This is a genomic window from Pseudomonas sp. IB20, from assembly GCF_009707325.1.
GTDB lineage: Bacteria > Pseudomonadota > Gammaproteobacteria > Pseudomonadales > Pseudomonadaceae > Aquipseudomonas.
On the sequence record NZ_CP046103.1, the window covers coordinates 4,475,386 to 4,496,735 of the forward strand.

17 protein-coding genes and 1 pseudogene are annotated in these 21,350 nt (G+C 60.1%); 7 read left to right on the plus strand and 11 right to left on the minus strand.

The genetic code is table 11. The features are described 5' to 3' along the window. Positions 1 to 254: 254 nt before the first annotated feature. Positions 255 to 560, plus strand: coding sequence for a chorismate mutase (locus GJU48_RS20840; RefSeq protein WP_094952937.1), 306 nt, complete (start codon positions 255 to 257; stop codon positions 558 to 560). 49 nt (positions 561 to 609) lie between these two features. On the opposite strand, the gene GJU48_RS20845 is transcribed toward GJU48_RS20840, so the two are convergent. Further along, on the minus strand, positions 610 to 900 hold the full coding sequence (locus tag GJU48_RS20845) for a DUF3077 domain-containing protein (protein WP_094952938.1): 291 nt from the start codon (positions 898 to 900) through the stop codon (positions 610 to 612). Between the two features lie 428 nt (positions 901 to 1,328). Between GJU48_RS20845 and GJU48_RS20850 the strand changes: the two genes are divergently transcribed. Both GJU48_RS20850 and GJU48_RS20855 read left to right on the plus strand, forming a co-directional pair. Beyond that, the gene (locus GJU48_RS20850; RefSeq protein WP_094952939.1) at positions 1,329 to 1,685 is read left to right on the plus strand and encodes a hypothetical protein; all 357 of its coding nucleotides are present in this window, start codon (positions 1,329 to 1,331) and stop codon (positions 1,683 to 1,685) included. Positions 1,686 to 1,749: 64 nt separating this feature from the next. After that, on the plus strand, positions 1,750 to 2,238 hold the full coding sequence (locus GJU48_RS20855) for a GreA/GreB family elongation factor (protein ID WP_094952940.1): 489 nt from the start codon (positions 1,750 to 1,752) through the stop codon (positions 2,236 to 2,238). Here GJU48_RS20855 and gdhA read toward each other — a convergent pair. Both gdhA and ettA read right to left on the minus strand, forming a co-directional pair. Then, positions 2,235 to 3,572, minus strand: coding sequence for an NADP-specific glutamate dehydrogenase (gene gdhA, locus GJU48_RS20860; protein ID WP_094952941.1), 1,338 nt, complete (start codon positions 3,570 to 3,572; stop codon positions 2,235 to 2,237). The two genes, GJU48_RS20855 and gdhA, sit on opposite strands and share 4 nt — an antisense overlap. 340 nt (positions 3,573 to 3,912) lie before the next feature. After that, positions 3,913 to 5,577 (minus strand): energy-dependent translational throttle protein EttA, encoded by a 1,665-nt coding sequence (gene ettA, locus GJU48_RS20865; protein WP_094952942.1) that lies wholly within the window; start codon positions 5,575 to 5,577, stop codon positions 3,913 to 3,915. Between the two features lie 284 nt (positions 5,578 to 5,861). On the opposite strand from ettA, the gene GJU48_RS20870 reads away from it, so the two are divergent. Continuing rightward, complete coding sequence (locus GJU48_RS20870) at positions 5,862 to 9,713, plus strand: sensor domain-containing protein (protein WP_094952943.1); 3,852 nt, start codon at positions 5,862 to 5,864, stop codon at positions 9,711 to 9,713. A 174-nt stretch (positions 9,714 to 9,887) separates the two neighbouring features. Further along, positions 9,888 to 11,141, plus strand: a complete 1,254-nt coding sequence (glyA, locus tag GJU48_RS20875) for a serine hydroxymethyltransferase (RefSeq protein ID WP_094952944.1) — start codon at positions 9,888 to 9,890, stop codon at positions 11,139 to 11,141. A 196-nt stretch (positions 11,142 to 11,337) separates the two neighbouring features. On the opposite strand, the gene yjiA is transcribed toward glyA, so the two are convergent. The 3 genes from yjiA to GJU48_RS20890 form a co-directional block, all read right to left on the minus strand. Continuing rightward, entirely contained in the window at positions 11,338 to 12,297 is a 960-nt protein-coding gene (gene yjiA / locus GJU48_RS20880) for a GTPase (RefSeq protein WP_094952945.1), read from the minus strand. A 179-nt stretch (positions 12,298 to 12,476) separates the two neighbouring features. Further along, positions 12,477 to 12,674, minus strand: coding sequence for a YbdD/YjiX family protein (locus tag GJU48_RS20885; protein WP_003176208.1), 198 nt, complete (start codon positions 12,672 to 12,674; stop codon positions 12,477 to 12,479). Between the two features lie 15 nt (positions 12,675 to 12,689). Continuing rightward, positions 12,690 to 14,756 carry a carbon starvation CstA family protein gene (locus GJU48_RS20890; protein WP_094952946.1) on the minus strand — a complete coding sequence of 689 codons (2,067 nt, stop codon included), beginning with the start codon at positions 14,754 to 14,756 and terminating at the stop codon, positions 12,690 to 12,692. Between the two features lie 174 nt (positions 14,757 to 14,930). Between GJU48_RS20890 and GJU48_RS20895 the strand changes: the two genes are divergently transcribed. Next, positions 14,931 to 15,299, plus strand: coding sequence for a PilZ domain-containing protein (locus GJU48_RS20895; RefSeq protein WP_094952947.1), 369 nt, complete (start codon positions 14,931 to 14,933; stop codon positions 15,297 to 15,299). A 4-nt stretch (positions 15,300 to 15,303) separates the two neighbouring features. Here GJU48_RS20895 and GJU48_RS20900 read toward each other — a convergent pair whose 3' ends face one another. The 4 genes and pseudogenes from GJU48_RS20900 to GJU48_RS20915 all read right to left on the minus strand — a co-directional run bounded on the left by GJU48_RS20900 (position 15,304) and on the right by GJU48_RS20915 (position 19,566). Further along, positions 15,304 to 16,038 carry a hypothetical protein gene (locus tag GJU48_RS20900; protein WP_094952950.1) on the minus strand — a complete coding sequence of 245 codons (735 nt, stop codon included), beginning with the start codon at positions 16,036 to 16,038 and terminating at the stop codon, positions 15,304 to 15,306. Between the two features lie 27 nt (positions 16,039 to 16,065). Beyond that, on the minus strand, positions 16,066 to 17,433 hold the full coding sequence (radA, locus tag GJU48_RS20905; protein WP_094952948.1) for a DNA repair protein RadA: 1,368 nt from the start codon (positions 17,431 to 17,433) through the stop codon (positions 16,066 to 16,068). Positions 17,434 to 17,468: 35 nt separating this feature from the next. Then, a complete protein-coding gene (locus GJU48_RS20910) occupies positions 17,469 to 18,008 on the minus strand; it encodes an ankyrin repeat domain-containing protein (RefSeq protein WP_094952949.1) in 540 nt (179 codons plus the stop codon). Between the two features lie 56 nt (positions 18,009 to 18,064). Further along, a pseudogene (locus GJU48_RS20915) lies at positions 18,065 to 19,566 on the minus strand (catalase). Positions 19,567 to 19,868: 302 nt separating this feature from the next. Here GJU48_RS20915 and mscL point away from each other — a divergent pair. Then, complete coding sequence (mscL, locus tag GJU48_RS20920; RefSeq protein ID WP_094951689.1) at positions 19,869 to 20,285, plus strand: large-conductance mechanosensitive channel protein MscL; 417 nt, start codon at positions 19,869 to 19,871, stop codon at positions 20,283 to 20,285. A 55-nt stretch (positions 20,286 to 20,340) separates the two neighbouring features. Here the strand turns inward: mscL and GJU48_RS20925 are convergent, their stop codons facing one another. Next, positions 20,341 to 21,117: a ferredoxin--NADP reductase gene (locus tag GJU48_RS20925; RefSeq protein ID WP_094951688.1), complete on the minus strand. Its 777-nt coding sequence runs from the start codon at positions 21,115 to 21,117 to the stop codon at positions 20,341 to 20,343. Positions 21,118 to 21,350 lie beyond the last annotated feature (233 nt).

Below are 21,350 nucleotides of genomic sequence, written 5' to 3' on the forward strand. Positions count from 1 at the left end.
GTGTGTCAGTATCGGCCAAGCTGACTGACCCACCGCCTTCGCAGGCAAGCCAGCTCCCACATGTGTTTGTGCCCGGCCTAAACTCTGCGCCCGCTGCAGTTCAAAGCTGGGAGCCGGGCTCGCCCGCGATGGCGGTCCTTCAGGCAATGATGTATTGATCGACCCACCGCATTCGCGAGCAAGCCCGCTCCCACATTTGGCTCGCGTATATTCAGACACATCGCATTGCCCACCCCATCAGGAGTTTCATCAACATGGCCGTTAACTGCACCACCCTTGAAGAAGTCCGCGCAAACATCGACCGCCTCGACCAACAAATCGTCACCCTGCTGGCCGAACGCGGCCACTACGTCTCCCAAGCGGCGCGCTTTAAAAAAGACGCCGATGGTGTGAAGGCACCGCAGCGGGTTGAACAGGTGATCGCCAAGGTGCGGGGTTTATCAGAGGCGGTGGGCGCCAACCCTGAGGTCACTGAGCAGGTGTATCGCGCAATGATTGCGGCGTTTATTGAGCAGGAATTGGCCGAGCATGCTTCGCTGAAGAACCACCAGGCGACATAACCCCTGTGGCGGGGAGCAGCTCCCTCGCCACAAGAGCGGTGTCAGCCTTTTAGGTGGCGGGTGTCATCGCTTGGGTCAGGTCGTCCACGACGGCCTTGCCCATCTCACACAGATAATGTGCCGCCCAGGCGTATTGTTCGCCGCGCACATCCATGGCGGCTTCCATGGCGAGTTTCTTGGAGTAAAAAAGCAAAGTGGAGGCGTGTTCCAAGGCTTCGTCGATCGGCATGCCAGAATTGACGCGGAACAGCGGTTTTTCGTTTTCACCGTAGTCGCCGAAGGTGACGACGCCGAGGGTGGTGATTGAGGAAAGGGGTGGATCGGGGACGACTTTAGACATGGTGTACCTACTAAGTGAGATAAAGGACCACCACAGCACGTCGCTAAACATAAAGGGGTGGCAGCTGTACGCAGGTTAGCGAACCGGTCACCTAGACACCCGGCAGATCCGAAGATCTCCCGCGCACAGCCGCCATAACACGGTATGACAGGTGTAAAAACCGCCTGCCTAGTGTGTAAAGAGGATGAGTCTCGATGGTTCGGGTCGCTAAACCCGGTCGCTGTTTTTACAGCGAAGCCAGGAGACTAGTGGCCCAAACCCTAAGGCACAATAGGCCAAGGATTCTCTAGGAAACGTCCTGCAATTTAAAGAGAATCGTCGTTGATGGCCCTTTAACCCAACACCTTTCTCACCTCCCTTTCACGCCGCCCCGACAAATCCCTGACTAGACTTCCCCTATCAGCCGTGAAACGGCCAGGGAGTACGTAATGTGGCGGTACGCGTTAATGCTGTGCGCGGTAGTGGGGCTGTCGGGTTGCCAGTCAACCCATCAAGATTTACTCGCCAAAGGTTATCCACCGGCCTTCGCCGATGGCTTTGATGACGGTTGCAGCAGCGGTCGCCAGGCCGCCGGCGTGATCAGCGGGGAGTTTCGCAAGAACGTGCCGCGTTATCTGAAAGACAGCGAGTACGCCGAAGGCTGGGAAGATGGCTTTCGCCAGTGCAAGGCCATGCGTGAAAGCGAGGAGTTGCGCGACTACAAGGACAATCACTGGGACGACCGTGAGCGTGCCTGGCAGCAGGAGAAAGACCGCGACGCCGCCAGGGCTTATCGCTCGCAATAGGTCGACTTCCTGAAAGCGGAGACGCGCGGCGACCATGGCCCAAACGCCATAGAGGGAGAATGTCATGAGCCGAGCTTTTGTTAACGAAGACAACGCCGCCGCCCAGGCTGACCCGCCGGTGGAGCGCCTGATCAGTGAGCAACCCAACCGCCTGACCGCGCAAGGGTTGGCGCAGTTGCAGGCCAAGGTCGCGCAGTTGCAGCAGGCCTACAGCCTCGAGTCAGCCAAGGACGATAAACAGCGCCAGGCGGATCTGGAGCGCGATTTGCGCTACTTCAACCAGCGGGTGCAAAGCGCCCAAGTCGTGGCGCCGGCCACTTCCACTGCAAAGGTGCAGATCGGCAGCTGGGTCACCTTCGCCAACGAACACGACGAGCAGCAGCGCATTCAGTTGGTCGGTGAAGACCAGGCCGACGCCCAGGCCAACCTGATCAACTGGGGCTCGCCGCTGGGCCGTGCGTTGCTGGGCGCCGAGGTGGGCGAGGAGGTGCTGTGGAAGCGCCCCGTCGGTGATCAGGTGATCGAAGTGCTGCGCATCGAGCCCGAGGCTTAGACGATGCCTTGGGCCAGCATCGCGTCGGCGACTTTCACGAAGCCGGCGATGTTCGCGCCTTTCACGTAGTTGACCCGGCCGTTTTCTTCGCCGTAATGCACGCAAGCGTGGTGGATCGACTGCATGATGTTGTGCAATTTGCTGTCGACTTCGCCTGCGGTCCACAGCAGGCGCATGGCGTTTTGCGACATTTCCAGGCCACTCACGGCCACACCGCCGGCGTTGGAGGCCTTGCCCGGCGCGAACAAGATCCCCGCCTCGATAAAGATATCCACAGCCTCCAAGGTGGTCGGCATGTTGGCGCCTTCGGCCACGCACAGGCAGCCATTACGCAGCAGCGTGCGGGCGACCTCGGCGTCGAGTTCGTTTTGGGTGGCGCATGGCAGGGCGATGTCGCAAGCCAGCTCCCAAGGGGTTTTGCCTTTGCGGAACTCCAGGCCAAAGCGCTCGGCGAGTCCGCTGATGCGCCCGCGCTGCACGTTTTTCAACTCCAGCAGGGCCGACCATTGCTCCTCGGTCAACCCGCTTTCGGCGTACAAGGTGCCTTCGGAGTCGGACAGGGAAATCACCTTGCCGCCCAGGTCCATGACCTTGCGCGCCGCGTATTGCGCGACGTTGCCGGAGCCGGAGACGGCCACGCGCTTGCCTTCAACCCGCTGGCTGTCGCGCTTGAGCATGGCTTCGGCGAAGTACACGCAGCCGAAACCGGTGGCCTCGGGGCGGATCAAGCTACCGCCGTAGGCCATGCCTTTGCCGGTCAGCACCGAGGTGAACTGGTTGCTGAGGCGTTTGTACTGGCCAAACAGAAAGCCGATTTCGCGCGCGCCCACGCCGATATCGCCGGCGGGCACGTCCACGTCTGCGCCGATGTGGCGGTACAGCTCGCTCATGAATGACTGGCAGAAGCGCATCACTTCGGCGTCGCTCTTGCCCTTGGGGTCGAAGTCCGAGCCGCCTTTGCCGCCGCCCATGGGCAGCGAGGTCAAGGAGTTCTTGAAGGTCTGCTCGAAGGCGAGGAATTTCAACACGCCCAAGTTCACCGACGGGTGGAAGCGCAGGCCGCCTTTGTAGGGGCCTATGGCGCTGTTCATCTGGATACGGAAGCCGCGATTGACCTGGACCTTGCCGTGATCATCCACCCACGACACCCGGAAAGTAATCGCGCGTTCCGGCTCGCAGATGCGCTCCAGGATGCCCGAGGTCAGGTAGTGGGGGTGGGCTTCTAGAAACGGCCACAAGCTGCGTAAGACCTCCTCTACAGCTTGGTGGAATTCCGGCTGGTCGGGGTCGCGTTTCTTGAGGCGGGCGAGGAAGGATTCGACAGATTCGATCATGGAAACGTCTCGGCAAATTGATTGTTTTTAAAGGAGATTGAGCCGGACCTTAGCAATTCATGCTGCACCTGAAAAGCGCAAAATGTCGCCTTTGTGAATTTAAATGGTGCATTGGATATAAATAAATCGGTTTATTTGCACCAAGAAAGAGATTCAACTCTAGAGAATGCACCAGCAGTTAAACTGCTATCGCAGGCAAGCCAGCTCCCACTTTTGACATGTGTTCACAAATCAAAATGTGGGCGCTGGCTTGCCTGCGATGCAGACGCCGCGGGCCACCTGAATAACACGCAAAAAAAACGGAGCCCGAAGGCTCCGCTCTCTTAAACAACCCGCCAAATCAGGCCAGTTTTTTGTGGCGTACACGGTGCGGCTGGGCAGCCGCTTCGCCCAAGCGCTTTTTACGGTCCGCTTCGTACTCGGTGTAGTTACCTTCGAAGAACACCGCTTGGGAGTCGTCTTCGTACGCCAGGATGTGGGTCGCGACGCGGTCAAGGAACCACCGATCGTGAGAGATCACAATGGCGGCGCCCGGGAAGTCCAGCAGGGCCTCTTCCAGGGAACGCAGGGTTTCAACGTCGAGGTCGTTGGACGGTTCGTCGAGCAGCAAGACGTTGCCGCCCTCTTTCAAGGTCAGGGCCAGGTGCAAGCGACCACGCTCACCACCGGACAGGTCCTTGACGAACTTCTGCTGGTCGCCGCCCTTGAAGTTGAAACGGCCGACGTAGGTGCGCGACGGGATTTCATAGTTGCCGATGCGGATCTGGTCGGAACCGTCGGAAATCTGCTGGAACACAGTCTTGCTGCCATCCAGGTCTTCGCGGCTCTGGTCGACGCAAGCCAACTGCACGGTTTCGCCGACTTCGATGGTGCCCGAATCCGGGGTTTCCTTGCCCATCAGCATGCGGAACAGCGTGGATTTACCCGCACCGTTACCACCGATAACGCCGACGATCGCGCCTTTTGGCATCGAGAACGACAGGTTATCGATCAGCACGCGGTCGCCATAGCCTTTGCTGACGTTCTTGAACTCGATGACCTTGTCACCCAGGCGTGGGCCGGCCGGGATGTAGATCTCGTTGGTTTCGCTGCGCTTCTGGAATTCCTGCGACTGCATTTCTTCAAAGCGTTGCAGGCGTGCCTTGGATTTGGACTGGCGGGCCTTGGCGCCTTTGCGCACCCACTCCAGTTCTTCCTTCATGGCTTTTTCGTGGGCCGATTGCTGCTTGGATTCGGCGGCCAGACGGTCGGACTTGGCTTCCAGCCAACCGGAGTAGTTGCCCTCGTAAGGGATACCGGCGCCACGGTCGAGCTCGAGGATCCAGCCGGCAACGTTGTCCAGGAAGTACCGGTCGTGCGTGATCGCAACCACGGTGCCCGGGAAATCGTGAAGGAAGTGTTCCAGCCAGGCGACGGAATCGGCGTCCAAGTGGTTGGTCGGTTCGTCGAGCAGCAGCATGTCGGGGGCCGACAGCAGCAGGCGGCACAGGGCCACACGACGTTTTTCACCACCCGACAGGAATTCGACCTTGGCGTCCCACGCCGGCAGGCGCAGCGCATCGGCGGCGACTTCCAGCTGGCGCTCCAGGTTGTGACCGTCGCTGGCCTGCAAGATGGCTTCGAGCTTGGCCTGTTCGGCGGCGAGCTTGTCGAAGTCGGCATCTTCTTCGGCGTAGGCGGCGTAGACCTCGTCCAGGCGAGCCTGGGCGTTCTTGATCACGGCCACGGCCTCTTCGACCACTTCACGCACGGTCTTGGTCGGGTCCAGGATCGGCTCTTGCGGCAGGTAGCCGATGTTCAGTTCGGGCATCGGGCGGGCTTCGCCTTCGAACTCGGTGTCGACGCCGGCCATGATTTTCAGCAGCGTGGATTTACCCGAACCGTTGAGGCCGAGCACGCCGATCTTGGCGCCAGGGAAGAAGGACAGCGAAATGTTTTTCAGGATTTCCCGCTTCGGCGGAACAACTTTTCCCAGCCGATGCATGGTGAAGACGTATTGAGCCATGGTGAACCTAGCGTCAGTGACTGATGAATTGAGCGGGCGAAGCCCGTGCAGGCCATGCGCCGCACGGGCCGTTGACGGTAATCAATGCCTTCGTGCGCAAAAAGCCTGAATGTCTGGGGCTGGAACGCCCCCGCGTAACCGGCAAAGCTACCTCAATGCGCTTGGTCAGTCCAGCCAGCCGGGACTGGCACTTTGCCACAAGTCAAGGCATGCTAGCCGCCCTCCGGGCGTCCGGCTTATAGTGCACGTCGCGCGCCAACCCAGCCAAACCGCAGGATCATAGCTTGTCCAAAGTCACGCCGCCCACTCCCCTGCGCGCCGCTCATATAGCGCCGGGAGCGCCCCTGCACGGCACCCTCAAAGGCGCATTGGCGACGCTTGTCCTGATGCTGCTCGCGTTGTTGTTCTGGCAACTGCTGGACCAATTGCAGCAGAACCAAAAAAACCAGCAGCAATACACCATCGACTACAGCGCCGACCTGGGAGAACAGATCAGCCTGAACATGGCCCTGAGCGCAAAAATCGCCCTGAATTTGCTACCGATGGTCGAGCCGCCGCGCAACGACGAACAGCAACAGGCCTTGATGCGCACCTTGCAACGCTCGTTGCCAGAGCTGCGCAGTGTCGCCCTGCTCGCCCCCAGCGGCGCGATGATCCGCGACACCGCCAAAGACAGCCAGGACAGCGCCTATCTGGAAGAACTGGTGCAGCGCAGCCAATCGCAGCCTTATTACCTGAGCAACAACCCTGACGGCACGCTTATCTACCTGTTGCTGCAACAGCCCAGTGGCAGCTCAAAAATGTACTGGGCCTTGCGCCTGGCGCCCAGCTACCTGAGCAACCTTTCCCGCCAGGACGGCCAGGGCCAGCGGCCGATGTGGACCATCGAAAACCGTCTGAACCACCGCGTGGTCGGCCGTGACACCGGCATGCCGGCGCAATGGGCCTCTGCACTCACGCCGGACGAACTGAATAAAAGCGTGCTGGTCACGCCGCTAAGCAAAAGCGACTGGCAGTTGCGCGGGCTGTTCGACCGCGGCGCCGTGCTGGAGCAACTGCTGCCGGCGTTTATCGGCAAATGCCTGCTGGGCTTGGCCCTCTCGCTGATCCCGGTGATCGTGCTGCTGAACATGCGCCGCCGCCAGCGCCAGGTGCATGAGGGCCGCCGCCGTTATCAGGATATTTTCGAAGGCACCGGCGTGGCGCTGTGCGTGCTCGACCTGTCGGGTTTGAAGGCGTTCTTCGACAAAGCCCATGGGCAAACCCGCGAGCAATTGCAGGCATGGCTGCACAACAACGCCGAAGAACGCCAGCAACTGCTCAAGGAATTGCGCGTTACCGAAGTCAACCAGGTGGCTGTGCGCCTGTTGAACGTCAGTTCTTGCGAGCAAGCCTGGGAGCGCCTGATCGATGACTGCCCGCGCAACGCCACGGCCATCGGTCATCAGGTGCTTGAAGCTGTACTGACCCAGCAAAAACAGCTGGAGCTGGAAATCCAGTTCAATGACGTCGCCGGCAATGATCAATACCTGTGGCTGGTGATGCGCCTGCCAGAGCAGCAAGACGACTTCAAGGCGGTGATCCTCAGCATCAGCGACATCACCAGCCGCAAGCTGATCGAGCTGTCGCTGGTGGAGCGCGAAAGCTTCTGGTCGGACGTGGTGCGCACCGTGCCGGATCACCTGTATGTGCAGGACGTGATCAGCCAGCGAATGATTTTCAGCAACCACCATTTGGGCCACACCCTGGGCTACAACAAGGCCGAATTGCAGCAAATGGGCGAGTACTTCTGGGAAATCCTGCTGCACCCGGACGACGCCGAGCATTACCACGACTTGCGCCAGCAGCAACGCGAAGTCGGCTACACCACCCAACTGCAATGCCAACTGCGCTTTCGTCACCGCGATAACCAATGGCGGCGCTTCGATATCCGCGAGCAAGCCCTGGCCCGCGACAAGACCGCGGCGGTCACGCGGATCATCGGCGTGGCCAAAGACATTACCGACCAGATCGAAGCCAGCGAATCCCTGCGTGACAGCGAGCAGCGCTACCGCATGCTGGCCGAAAGCATCAGCGACGTGATCTGCTCCACCGACAGCCAGCTGGCCCTCAACTACATCAGCCCGTCGGTCAACGCCGTGCTGGGTTATGACGTGGATTGGGTGTTCAAGAATGGCTGGCAGTCGATCATTGCCAACCCGCAACAACTGACCGGCATTTACAGCCTGGTGGAACAGGTCAGCCGTTCGCTGGGCGACGTTGCGGCGTTGAATAAACTGCGCGATGACGTGCAAACCCAGCTGTTCTTGTTCGACTGCCTGCGCGCCGATGGGCGCAAGGTGCCGATCGAGCTGCGCCTGGTGCTGGTGTGGGACGAACACGGCGCGTTTGAAGGCATCCTCGGTGTAGGCCGCGATATCAGCCAGCAACGCCGCGCCGAGAAAGACCTGCGCATGGCGGCCACGGTGTTCGAACACTCAACCTCAGCGATCCTGATCACCGACCCGGCCGGTTACATCGTGCAGGCCAACGAGGCGTTCAGCCGCGTCAGCGGCTATGCCGTGGCGGATGTGCTCGACCAGTTGCCGAACATGCTCACCGTCGACGAACAGCAGGAAGCCCACCTGCGTTATGTGCTCAAGCAACTGCACCAGCACAGCACCTGGGAAGGTGAAGTGTGGCTCAAGCGGCGCAATGGCGAACATTACCCGGCGTGGGTCGGCATTACAGCCGTGTTCGATGACGAAGGCGACCTGGCCAGCTACGTGTGTTTCTTCAGCGACATCAGCGAGCGCAAGGCCAGCGAACAGCGCATCCACCGCCTGGCGTATTACGACGCCCTGACCCACCTGCCCAACCGCACGCTATTCCAGGACCGCTTGCACACCGCACTGCAGTCGGCCGAGCGGCAGAAGTCGTGGGTGGTGCTGATGTTCCTCGACCTCGACCGCTTCAAGCCGATCAACGATTCCCTGGGCCACGCCGCCGGCGACCGCATGCTCAAGGAAATGGCCACGCGCCTGCTCGGTTGCGTGGCCGAAGACGACACCGTGGCGCGCATGGGCGGCGACGAGTTCACCTTGCTCCTGCAACCGCGGGCCAGCCGCGAGATGGCGCTGAACCGCGCAATCACCGTGGCCGAGCAGATTCTGGCGAGCCTGGTGAAGCCGTTTGTGCTGGAGGGCCGCGAGTTCTTCGTGACCGCCAGTATCGGCATCGCTTTAAGCCCGCAGGACGGCAACGAGCTGAGCCAGCTGATGAAAAACGCCGACACCGCGATGTACCACGCCAAGGAGCGCGGCAAGAACAACTTCCAGTTCTACCAGGCCGACATGAACGCCAGTGCGCTTGAGCGTCTGGAACTGGAAAGCGACCTGCGCCACGCGCTGGATCAGAACGAATTCGTGCTGTATTACCAACCGCAGTTCAGCGGCGATGGCAAACGTTTGACCGGCGCCGAAGCCCTGCTGCGCTGGCGCCACCCACGCCGTGGGCTGGTGCCGCCGGGTGACTTTATTCCGGTGCTGGAAGAGTTGGGGCTGGTGGTGGACGTGGGCGATTGGGTGCTGGCCGAAGCCTGCCGCCAGCTCAAGACCTGGCACCAGAACAAGGTGCGCGTGCCGAAAGTCTCGGTGAACATCTCGGCGCGGCAATTCTCGGATGGCCAGCTAGGCGAGCGCATCGCCACCATTCTCAGGGACACGGGCCTGCCGCCGGCGTGCCTGGAGTTGGAGCTGACCGAAAGTATCCTCATGCGCGAAGTCAACGAAGCCATGCAGATCCTCGCCAGCCTGAAAAACCTCGGCCTGAGCATCGCGGTGGACGACTTCGGCACGGGTTATTCGTCGCTGAACTACCTCAAGCAATTCCCCATCGACGTGTTGAAGATCGACCGCACCTTTGTCGATGGCCTGCCGTCCGGTGAGCAGGACGCGCAGATCGCCCGGGCGATTATCGCCATGGCCCACAGCCTCAACCTGGCGGTGATCGCCGAGGGTGTGGAAACCCATGAGCAGCTGGATTTCCTGCGGGAGCATGGTTGCGATGAGGTGCAGGGTTATCTGTTTGGGCGGCCGATGCCGGCGAACCGGTTTGAGGCGCAGTTCAGTAACGAGGCGCTTTTTCTGTTCGACTGAAACCTTGCAGGGGTGCTGATGGCCCCATCGCGGGCAAGCCCGCCAGGCAGTACAGGCACCGCCTATCCCCAGATGAGCCCCACTTGTCCGCGACATGATGTCCTTTCATATGCCATCTAAAACCCATTGGGTTAGAATGCCCTCCTTTTCTGCCCCCGATCCTTGAGGACCGCCATGTTCAGCCGTGATTTGACTATTGCCAAGTACGACGCCGATCTCTTCGCCGCCATGGAGCAAGAAGCCGTGCGCCAGGAAGAGCACATTGAGCTGATCGCTTCGGAAAACTACACCAGCCCTGCGGTGATGGAGGCTCAAGGTTCGGTTCTGACCAACAAGTACGCCGAAGGCTACCCAGGCAAGCGCTACTACGGCGGTTGCGAGTACGTCGACGTGGTTGAGCAGTTGGCCATCGACCGTGCCAAGGAACTGTTCGGCGCCGATTACGCCAACGTCCAGCCACACGCCGGCTCCCAAGCCAACAGCGCCGTGTACCTGGCCCTGCTGCAAGGCGGCGACACCATCCTGGGCATGAGCCTGGCCCACGGCGGTCACCTGACCCACGGCGCCAGCGTTTCCTCCTCCGGCAAGCTGTACAACGCCGTTCAATACGGTATCGACGCCAACGGCCTGATCGACTACGACGAAGTCGAGCGCCTGGCAGTTGAGCACAAGCCAAAAATGATCGTGGCCGGTTTCTCTGCCTACTCGCAGATCCTGGATTTCCCACGCTTTCGCGAGATCGCTGACAAAGTCGGCGCGTACCTGTTCGTGGACATGGCTCACGTGGCCGGTCTGGTCGCCGCTGGCGTCTACCCGAACCCGGTGCCTTACGCTGACGTGGTCACCACCACGACTCACAAAACCCTGCGCGGCCCACGTGGCGGCCTGATCCTGGCGCGCGCCAACGCCGAGATCGAGAAGAAGCTGAACTCCGCTGTATTCCCAGGCGCCCAAGGCGGCCCGCTGGAGCACGTGATCGCGGCTAAAGCGATCTGCTTCAAAGAAGCCCTGCAGCCTGAGTTCAAGACTTACCAGCAACAAGTGGTGAGGAACGCCAAGGCCATGGCCGGTGTGTTCATCGAACGCGGCTACGACGTGGTGTCCGGCGGTACTGAAAACCACCTGTTCCTGCTGTCGCTGATCAAGCAGGACATTTCCGGTAAAGATGCTGACGCTGCCCTGGGCAAAGCCTTCATCACCGTGAACAAAAACTCCGTGCCGAACGACCCTCGTTCGCCGTTCGTCACCTCCGGCCTGCGCTTCGGTACTCCGGCTGTGACCACGCGTGGCTTCAAGGAAGCAGAGTGCAAGGAACTGGCCGGCTGGATCTGCGACATCCTGGCGGACCTGAACAACGAAGCCGTGATCGACGCGGTACGTGAGAAGGTCAAGGCCATCTGCAAAAAGCTGCCGGTATACGGCGCTTGATTGCAGTTGCTTGAACAAAAAGCCCGGCTTTAGAGCCGGGCTTTTTTATGCCTGAAATCACTGCGTTCCCAACTTGAAATGCACTTCCATGTGGGAGCTGGCTTGCCTGCGATGGCGGTGTATCAGTCACAGCTGTATCAGCTGAAAAACCGCTATCGCAGGCAAGCCAGCTCCCACAGTTTGATCGCATTTCAAATCAGGATTGGTAGACCTTCGCAAAGCCCTCGCGAATTTTGTCTTCTGGCAGTTCGTCAGCAATAAACACAATCACACTTTCGCGCGCCTCGCCCTCGGCCCATTCGGTGTCCCAATCGAACCCGTAAAGCTTGAGCACGCCCTGGAACACCATGCGCCGGTCTTCACCGGCAATGTTCAGCACGCCTTTGTAGCGCAGCAGTTGCTTGCCGTGGTCTTCCAACAGCTCGTTCATGAACGCGCTGAGGCGGTCGATATCCAGCGGCTGGTCAGTGCGTAATACCAAGCTGGAAATGCGGTCGATAGACGGCGCAGCGCTGACCGGGCGCAGGCTCATGCCGGCGTTGAGGTTAAAGCCGCGCACATCAAGCAATTCGGCCAGGTCGATGGCGCCGTGGTCGACCACCCGAATCGGCGCGCGGCGGTTGATGCGGGTCAGGCGCTGGCTGAGGGCATCGAAGGTCGCTTCGTCCACCAGGTCGCGCTTGCTCACCAGCAGGCGGTCGGCGAAACCAATCTGGGCCTGGGCGATGGTTTGGGTCAGGTGATGTTCGGCATGGGCCGCGTCCACCAAGGTAATGATGCCATCGAGGATGTAGCGCTCGCGCAGTTCTTCGTCGATGAAAAAGGTCTGGGCCACGGGCGCAGGATCGGCCAAGCCGGTGCACTCGATCACCAGGCGGTCGAAGGCGATCTCGCCGCTGTCCAGGCGCTCAAGCAGCAGGTACAGAGCTTTGGTCAGGTCGGTGTGGATGGTGCAACACACGCAGCCGTTGGACAGGGTCATGACCTGCACCGGCTCGGCGCCTAACAGCTGGGTGTCGATACCGGCGTCACTGAATTCGTTTTCGATCACGGCGATTTTCAGGCCGTGTTCGGCTTTGAGCAGGTGGCGCAGCAAGGTGGTTTTGCCGGCGCCGAGGAAGCCGCTGAGGATGGTGACGGGGATGGGAGAGGACAAAATATTCTCCTTGAAGAAACACAGAAACAAATGTGGGAGCAGACCTATGTGGGGGCTGGCTTGCCTGCGATGCAGACACCTCGGTCTTCCAGTTAGACCGAGCTGATGCTATCGCAGGCAAGCCAGCTCCCACACAAGCCCGCTCCCACAGGGGATCACCACACGCCCAACTTATCGGGCTAGCAGCACTTAGGCCCACCCTTGCCACCGTAACGGGCTTCCTGGCGTTCCCGGAAGAACGCCTTGTAGTCCATCATCGGTTTGTCCGGGTGTTTGGTCTGCATATGCTCGACGTACGTATCGTAGTCGGGCATGCCGACCATCAGGCGTGCGGCCTGACCGAGGTATTTACCGAGGCGACTGATGTCATTGAACATGGTTGCAACCCTCGATTAAGCGTCCGGTACGGCCTGGAACGGGGATTCTTTATCCGTACGTTCTTTGTTACCCCAGGCGGCCACGCCGACTTTGATCGCATAGAACAGGATGCTGAAGACCACGAACAGGAACAGTACCGTCAATGTCGCGTTCGTGTAGGCGTTCCAGATCACATGCTGCATCTGGTCGATGCTCTTCGCCGGGGCAAGTATCTGCCCGTTGGCCAACGCATCGCTGTACTTCTTGGCCAGCGACAGGAAGCCAATCGCCGGGTTCGCATCGAACAGCTTGATGAAGCCTGCGGTCACGGTGCAGATCAGCAACCAGACCGCCGGCAGCATGGTCACCCAGATGTAGCGCTGGCGTTTCATTTTTATCAGCACAACCGTGGCGAGCATCAGCGCGATACCGGCCAGCATCTGGTTGGAGATACCGAACAGCGGCCACAAGGTGTTGATGCCGCCCAATGGGTCGATCACGCCTTGGTACAGCAAGTAGCCCCACATCGCCACGCAGCCTGCGGTGGCGATCAGGTTGGCGGTCCAGGACTCGGTTCGCTTGAGCGCCGGAACGAAGGAGCCGAGCAGATCCTGGAGCATGAAGCGACCGGCGCGGGTGCCGGCGTCCACTGCAGTCAGGATGAACAGCGCTTCGAACAGGATCGCAAAGTGGTACCAGAACGCCATGGTGTTTTCACCCGGCAGCACACTGTGCAGGATCTGCGCGATACCAACCGCCAGGGTCGGCGCACCGCCGGCACGGGCCAGGATCGTGGTTTCACCAATATCGTTAGCCACCGCTTGCAGCGCTTCAGGGGTGATTGCGAAACCCCAACTGCTGACGGTTTGCGCAACGGTCACCACGTCCGAACCTACCACGGCAGCCGGGCTGTTCATGGCGAAGTACACGCCTGGCTCGATCACCGAAGCGGCAACCATGGCCATGATGGCCACGAACGACTCCATCAACATGCCGCCATACCCGATGTAGCGCGAGTGGGCTTCATTGGCCAACAGCTTGGGCGTGGTGCCCGAGGAAATCAGTGCGTGGAAACCCGATACCGCGCCACAGGCGATGGTGATGAACAGGAACGGGAACAGACCGCCCTTCCACACTGGGCCAGTGCCATCGATAAACTGAGTCAATGCTGGCATTTTCAGGTCGGGCATGGTGACCAGGATGCCGATTGCCAGGGCAATGATGGTGCCGATCTTCAGGAACGTAGACAGGTAGTCACGCGGGGCGAGGATGAGCCACACCGGCAATACCGCAGCCACGAAGCCGTAACCGACCAGCATCCAAGTGATCTGGATCCCGGTGAAGGTGAACGCTTTTGCCCACACTGGATCAGCGGCAATCTGCCCGCCCAGCCAGATCGAACCCAGCAGCAACAACACACCAATAATCGAGATTTCACCGATGCGGCCCGGGCGGATGTAGCGCATGTAGACGCCCATGAACATCGCGATCGGGATGGTCGCCATCACCGTGAAGATGCCCCACGGGCTTTCGGCCAGGGCCTTGACCACGATCAGCGACAGCACCGCGAGGATGATGATCATGATCAGGAAGCAGCCAAACAGCGCGATGGTCCCGGGAATGCGGCCCATTTCTTCGCGGACCATGTCCCCGAGGGAGCGGCCGTTGCGACGGGTGGACAGGAACAGGATCATGAAATCCTGCACCGCGCCCGCCAACACCACCCCGGCAATCAGCCACAGGGTGCCGGGCAGGTAGCCCATTTGCGCCGCCAGTACCGGGCCGACCAGCGGACCTGCACCGGCAATCGCCGCAAAGTGGTGACCAAAAAGGATGTGTTTGTTGGTCGGCACATAGTCCAGACCGTCATTGTTGAGCACTGCGGGGGTGGCCCGTCGTGGATCGAGCTGCATCACGTTGTTAGCGATGAACAGACTGTAGTAACGGTACGCAACCAGGTAGATGGCCACAGCAGCGACCACAATCCACAAGGCGTTGATCGCCTCGCCGCGGCGCAAGGCCACTACGCCCAGGGCGCACGCTCCTACGATTGCCAGCACCAGCCAGGGTAAGTGGCGTAGCAGGCTATTATTATTTTTCATTTTTATATTCCAGCCAGGGTGGACAGAAAGGACAGCCAGCCCGAGTTTAGCGCTACTGGCCTTAAAGGCCACCCCCCTACGTTGGTCTAGAGCCTTGCAAGCGTAAAAAAAGCAGAAATAAAGGCCCGTTGATGGCACGCGGCTACAATCCTTCTACCCACAGAGGATTTGAGCATGAGCGAACAGCCGTCTGATCGACGCCGTTTTCGGCGTATCGCCTTCGATGCACGAACGACCATTGCGCAAAACGGCTGGAATTGGCCGGTGCAATTGGTGGATTTATCGCTCAAAGGCTTGTTGGTGCAACGGCCGGATGACTGGCAGGGCAATCGCGCAGAGTCGTTCGACGTGGATATCCGCCTGGACCCACAGGCGCATATAAAGATGAAGGGGACGCTGGCCCATGACGACCATGGGCAGTTGGGTTTTGTGTGCGAGTACATCGACCTGGAGTCGATCAGCCATTTGCGGCGGTTGATCGAGTTGAACCTCGGCGATCAGGAAGAACTTGAACGGGAACTCGGCGCGCTGCTGCAGGTGTGACGATTCAGGGAAACGCCGTACGCGCAGGGAATTCGTTTTCCGCGTCCCAGTAGCCCGCCTTCTGGCTCGACGTGGCCTGCCATTGCCCGTCGACAAAACGGTAGGTTTCAAAGCGCGTGGCGAAATCATCATCGCCGTCACCGTCCATAAATGAAGAGACTTGCAACAATTCATCTGCGCCACCCTCGGCGGGTGTTGCAATCTGCCACGCGGCTTTGCCGGTTTGGGCCAGGGTCAATGGCTCGACCTTACCGCCGGCGCCCTTGTAATTCACCGGGTTGAGTTGCTGCTGGGTCGGCAGCAGCAGTTGCGTCGCGGGGCCGCTATAGCTGCCCATTGGCGCCGTCTGATCGATGGTCAAAAAATACACAGGTTCCGGCAGCCCTTTGATTGGGGCCTTTTCGACCTTGGCCAAGGGGTAGCCGAGATCTTTGCTCGCCAGTACCTCGCCGGACGCCGACAGCAAGCGCAGCTGGGCTTTGAGCAGCGGGTTTTCAACCAGATCACCGGGCTCGTCAAACGAGTCCTCATCCAGGCCACTGCCCCAGCTGTCTTTGTGCAACTGGGCGCTGATGCGTTGGTCTTCCAGCACCTGCAACACGCTGCCGTACTGCGTCGCCAATTTCTGCGCCGATCGGTAACCGATCGGCAGCTTGGCCGACTCGGCCAAGGCGATCCCCGGCAATCCCGCCAAGGCCATGAACAGGGCAATGGCTGCCCAGCGATTGGCGTTATGCATTGCACTCATCCCTGACTGATCCATAAATTATTCGAAAAGTGCATCCAACGCCTGTTCCAGGCGCGTCACGCCAATCACCTTCAACCCCGCCGGCATTTCCTTCGGCGCATTGCCCTTGGGCACAATCGCGCGTTTGAAGCCGTGCTTGGCGGCTTCCTTCAAGCGCTCCTGACCACTGGGCACCGGGCGCACTTCGCCTGACAGGCCAACTTCGCCGAACACCAACAGGTCGTGGGGCAGCGGTTTATTGCGCAAGCTGGACATCACCGCCGCCATCAGCGCCAAGTCAGACGCGGTTTCCAGCACCTTGACCCCGCCGACCACGTTGAGGAACACGTCCTGGTCGTGGGTAGGAATGCCACCGTGACGGTGCAGCACGGCAAGCAGCATCGCCAGGCGGTTCTGGTCCAGGCCGAGGGTGACCCGGCGCGGGTTGGCTAAGTGACTGTCATCCACCAACGCCTGCACTTCCACCAGCATTGGCCGGGTGCCTTCCCACGTTGCCATCACCACACTGCCTGGGACTTCTTCCTGGGCGCGCGTCAGAAAGATCGCGGACGGGTTGGAGACTTCTTTCAGCCCGCGGTCGGTCATGGCGAACACACCCAGTTCGTTGACCGCGCCGAAGCGGTTCTTCACCGCCCGCAGCAAGCGCAGTCGGCCATCGGATTCGCCTTCGAAATACAGCACGGTGTCGACCATGTGCTCGAGCACCCGTGGCCCGGCCAGCGCGCCCTCTTTGGTCACGTGGCCGACCAGAAAGATCGCCGTGCCACTCTGCTTGGCATACCGCACCAGCAACGCCGCACTTTCACGCACCTGGGACACGCCGCCCGGTGCCGATTGCAATTGCTCGGTGAAAATCGTCTGGATCGAGTCGATCACCATGACCTTGGGCTTTTCGATGCGCGCCGTGGCGATGATGCTTTCGATGCAGGTTTCGGTCATCACCCGCAGTTGGTCCTGGGGCAAGCCCAGGCGGCGGGCGCGCATTGCCACTTGCTGCTGGGATTCTTCGCCAGTGACGTACAGCGCCGGCATGCGGCTGGCAATGCTGCATAGGGTTTGCAGCAGGATGGTCGATTTACCGATGCCCGGGTCACCGCCGATCAGCACCACCGAGCCGTCCACCAGGCCGCCGCCGAGCACGCGGTCCAGCTCACCGGACGCGGTGGAGAAACGCGGGATTTCTTCGACGCTGACTTCGGCCAGGGTCTTGATCTGCGCCTGTTGCCCGGTCCAGCCGGCGCGGCCGGTGGGGGCCGAAGCGCCGCCGCTTTCGATCATGGTTTCAGTCAGGGTGTTCCATGCGCCGCACTCGGTGCATTGGCCGGCCCACTTGGGAAAGGTCGCGCCGCACTCGGTGCAGCCGTACATGCGCTTGGCCTTTGCCATTTGAGAACCTCCAACCGAAAAACCGCGATGATAGCTCAGCGCGGTGCCGGGGTCCGAATTTCACCACTGGCTAATCGTGAAGCGCTGTTGCCGATCGGGTCTTCGGCATTGAGGTCGGCGCCTTTGGCTTTGAGTTCATCGAGCAGTTCGACACGTTTGAACAGCCCGGCGTACATGGCCGCCGTCTGCCCGGCGCCGTTGCGCTGGTCGGGGTTGCAGTCAGTGGCGAGCAGGCGCTGGGCAATTTTCAGTTCGCCCTTGAAGATCGCGCCCATCAGCGCGGTGTTGCCGCGTTTGTCCTGCACACAGGCGTCGGCGCCCGCGTTGAGCAAGCGTTCTACAAAGGAGCCCTGGCCGTGGTAGGCGGCGAGGATCAGCGCGGTGTAGCCCTTCTCGTCCTGGGTGTTGAGGCTGTAGCCGGACTCGATGAAGGTGTTGAGCATGTCGATATCGCCACGGCGGGCGGCGTCGAAATAGTAGTCCTGCAACTGCGCCTTGAGCGCGACGGGGTCGGGCGACTCGGCACGGGCGACAAAGGCCAGCATCGCCATCAGTAAACCAATCGAAATACGCATGGGGTGTCTCCTGCCAGGGGTCGACGCCCGTGCAAGGGCGCCGACCGGAACCAACGTCAGTCAGTCAGTTTGTCTGCCAGCGCTTTCACGCGCGCCAAATCACCCTTGGCGACCTTGGTCACGCCGGTGCCGTACTCCGGGTCCGCCTTGTAGAGGAACGACAGGATGATGTGCTTGCTCTCGTCATCGGTGGTGGCCAGCGAGCCGCCGAAGTTGTCGATCAGGTCCTGGCGCTCTTTCTTGCTGTAAGAGCGGTACAAGTCACCGGCCTGCTTGAAGTTCTGCTCACGCTGGATCTTCGCCTGCTGGGTGCTGCCCGACAGTACCGACTGGCTGTAACGCGCAGTTTGTGGCTCTTCGCGTGGCAACAGGCGGCTTGGCTGGTAGTTCACGCCGGTGCTGGTTTTGCCGAAGTTCATCGCGCCATCCTGGTTACCGTTGTTGACGGTCACACGGGGTGCGTTGATCGGCAATTGCAGGGCATTCGCCCCCAGGCGATACATCTGCGTGTCGGCGTAGGAGAACACCCGGCCTTGCAGCAGGCGGTCTTCCGACGGCTCGATGCCCGGCACTAGGTTGGCCGGGGCCATGGCCACTTGTTCGGTTTCCTGGAAGACATTCGCCGGGTTGCGGTTCAGCACCATCTGCCCGACTTTACGCTCCGGCACGTTCGGCCAGATTTTGGTGGCGTCCAACGGGTCGAAATCGAACTTGGCCAAGTCTTCAGGCTTGAGCACTTGAGTCTGGGGAAGTCGCCCTTGTTGATGTGGGTAACCAAGTCATTGGTCATGTGGCTGTAGTCACGCCCTTGCACTTCGGTGACTTGCTTGGGGTCGAGGTTCTTGATGCCTTGCAGGCTCTTCCAGTGGAACTTGACGTAGTGCACTTCGCCCTTGGCGTTGATCAACTTGTAAGCGTGCACGCCGTTGCCGTCCATTTTCCGGTAACTGGCCGGCGTGCCGGAGTCGGAGTACAACTCGGTCAGCGTACGAGTGGACTCAGGGACATGGGAGAAGAAGTCGAAACGACGGGAGTCGTCGTCCAGGTTGGTGCGCGGGTCAGGCTTGAACGCGTGAACCATGTCCGGAAACTTGATGGAATCGCGGATAAAGAACGTCGGGAAGTTATTGCCCACTAAGTCCCAATTGCCTTCGGCGGTATAGAACTTGGTGGCAAAGCCGCGTGGGTCACGCAGGGTTTCCGGGGAATGGTTACCGTGGACAACGGCCGAGAAGCGCACGAACACTGGGGTGGCCTCGCCAGCGGCGAAGACCTTGGCCTTGGTCAGGTCACTGAGGTTGTCAGTGACGGTGAAGGTACCGTGGGCGCCGGTGCCGCGGGCGTGTACCACACGCTCGGGGATGCGTTCACGGTCGAAGCGCTGCAACTTCTGAATCAACTGCACGTCTTGCAGCAGCACCGGGCCATTGGCGCCGGCGGTTTGCGAATTCTGGTTGTCGCCAACGGCGGCGCCGTTATCGCGGGTCAGGTTGGCAGCGTGTACGGACAGCGAAAGCAGGCTGGCGCTCGCCAGTATCAGCGCATGTCGCGCGATAATCGCGCTGACCTGAGACCGCCGTTCCTCTGGTTTTTTTAGTGCACATTCAGTCGTGCTTGCCAGAGGCTAGTGACCCGCGAGTCAGAAGATAAATAGAAAAACACCACCAGGTCGATTAAGAAAATAGTGTGGTAACCCACTGAAATGGCGAGTAATCCGCGCGCGACTGGTGGCAATGTGCAAACTATTTGCGATTTAATGTGTCGATAAAAATCGACAGTGTTAACGGTTGTGTCGCGCAAGCCTTCTACGACTGACTTACACTGACCTCCACCCTTCTAATCTGTAACAAGGAATAACCTATGGGCGTGATCAGTGAGTTCAAGGCCTTCGCGGTCAAAGGCAATGTGGTCGATATGGCCGTCGGTATCATCATCGGCGCCGCCTTCGGCAAGATTGTTTCCTCGTTTGTAGGCGACGTGGTGATGCCACCCATCGGTCTGCTGATCGGCGGCGTGGACTTTGCGGACCTGGCGATAACACTCAAGGCAGCGCAGGGTGATGTGCCGGCCGTTGTCTTGGCGTATGGCAAGTTCATCCAGAGCGTGATTGATTTCGTGATTGTCGCCTTCGCCATCTTCATGGGCGTAAAAGCTATCAACCGCCTGAAGCGCGAAGAGGCTGTGGCCCCAAGCTTGCCGCCGACACCGACCAAGGAAGAACTGCTGCTGGGCGAGATCCGCGATCTGCTCAAGGCGCAGAACGACAAGCCGCTTTAACCAGCAAGGGCTTGGCAAAAAAGGCGCCTATGACAGGCGCCTTTTTTATTAGCCGCTACCAGTAATTTTCCACGGCCACTTGGCCAGGGCGACGGCTCAGGCTCAGTTGCATGTCGCGTTGCTTGAGCAGTTGGCGTGTGTCATCGACCATCTGTGGGTTGCCGCAAATCAGCACACGGGAGTGTTCTGCAGTCAGTGGTACGCCGGCAGCGCGCTCCAGTTCGCCATTCTCGATCAGCGCAGTGATTCGCCCATTCAGCGCGCCGGGGTGCTGCTCACGGGTAACGGTGGGGATGTACGTGAGCTTATGGGCGTACTCCGCCAGGTACTCACGCTCGCCCAACTCGCGGATGAGCGCCTGATACGCAAGCTCTTTGGCCTCACGGGCGCTGTACACCAGCACGATGCGCTCAAATTTCTCCCACACTTCGAAGTCCTGCAGGATCGACAGGAACGGTGCCACCCCGGTTCCGGTGCCCAACAACCACAAATCACGCCCGTCCACAAAGCGGTTCAGGGTCAGGAAGCCAGTGGCTTGGCGCTCAACCAGCAACGTATCGCCCACCTGCAGGCGGCTCAACTCACTGGTGAATTCGCCCCCCGGAACGACGATAGAGAAGAAGTCCAAGTGTTCGTCAAACGGTGAGGACACAATGGAGTAGGCCCGCCATACGGTACTGCCGTCCGCCTTTGCCACGCCCAGGCGCACGAACTGGCCCGCAGTAAACCGAAAGCCTGGGTCTCGCGTGGTACGCAGGGTAAACAGGCTGGGGGTCAGCGATTGCACGTCGAGCAAGGTCTGGCGGGTAAATTTCTCAGCACTGGCCGTCATGGGGGGCTCCGTTGAACAGGTGCCCTAGTGTCCCTCAAAGTCGTTCAGGGAAACACCGCTGGTTTGTACTGGTATGCCGCTGCCCGGGTGCTGACAGACCGTATCGAACGCGAAAGGGTCAGTGTTTCGAGGCCTTTACATCGAAGCTTGGCATAACACTTTCCAACTAATCATTTAGCTATTTCGCACCTTTCAGGCAGCTATTAGAGGGTGCAGTGCAGACAGGCGCCATC

What these genes read in the sequence shown, in the direction of transcription:
- GJU48_RS20900 (WP_094952950.1), bottom strand. Translation starts at nt 16,038, where the DNA reads ATGCATAACGCCAATCGCTGGGCAGCCATTGCCCTGTTCATGGCCTTG.
- GJU48_RS20850 (WP_094952939.1), top strand. Translation starts at nt 1,329, where the DNA reads ATGTGGCGGTACGCGTTAATGCTGTGCGCGGTAGTGGGGCTGTCGGGT.
- radA (WP_094952948.1), bottom strand. Translation starts at nt 17,433, where the DNA reads ATGGCAAAGGCCAAGCGCATGTACGGCTGCACCGAGTGCGGCGCGACC.
- GJU48_RS20890 (WP_094952946.1), bottom strand. Translation starts at nt 14,756, where the DNA reads ATGAAAAATAATAATAGCCTGCTACGCCACTTACCCTGGCTGGTGCTG.
- GJU48_RS20855 (WP_094952940.1), top strand. Translation starts at nt 1,750, where the DNA reads ATGAGCCGAGCTTTTGTTAACGAAGACAACGCCGCCGCCCAGGCTGAC.
- GJU48_RS20895 (WP_094952947.1), top strand. Translation starts at nt 14,931, where the DNA reads ATGAGCGAACAGCCGTCTGATCGACGCCGTTTTCGGCGTATCGCCTTC.
- glyA (WP_094952944.1), top strand. Translation starts at nt 9,888, where the DNA reads ATGTTCAGCCGTGATTTGACTATTGCCAAGTACGACGCCGATCTCTTC.
- ettA (WP_094952942.1), bottom strand. Translation starts at nt 5,577, where the DNA reads ATGGCTCAATACGTCTTCACCATGCATCGGCTGGGAAAAGTTGTTCCG.
- GJU48_RS20910 (WP_094952949.1), bottom strand. Translation starts at nt 18,008, where the DNA reads ATGCGTATTTCGATTGGTTTACTGATGGCGATGCTGGCCTTTGTCGCC.
- GJU48_RS20925 (WP_094951688.1), bottom strand. Translation starts at nt 21,117, where the DNA reads ATGACGGCCAGTGCTGAGAAATTTACCCGCCAGACCTTGCTCGACGTG.
- gdhA (WP_094952941.1), bottom strand. Translation starts at nt 3,572, where the DNA reads ATGATCGAATCTGTCGAATCCTTCCTCGCCCGCCTCAAGAAACGCGAC.
- GJU48_RS20840 (WP_094952937.1), top strand. Translation starts at nt 255, where the DNA reads ATGGCCGTTAACTGCACCACCCTTGAAGAAGTCCGCGCAAACATCGAC.
- GJU48_RS20885 (WP_003176208.1), bottom strand. Translation starts at nt 12,674, where the DNA reads ATGTTCAATGACATCAGTCGCCTCGGTAAATACCTCGGTCAGGCCGCA.
- GJU48_RS20845 (WP_094952938.1), bottom strand. Translation starts at nt 900, where the DNA reads ATGTCTAAAGTCGTCCCCGATCCACCCCTTTCCTCAATCACCACCCTC.
- mscL (WP_094951689.1), top strand. Translation starts at nt 19,869, where the DNA reads ATGGGCGTGATCAGTGAGTTCAAGGCCTTCGCGGTCAAAGGCAATGTG.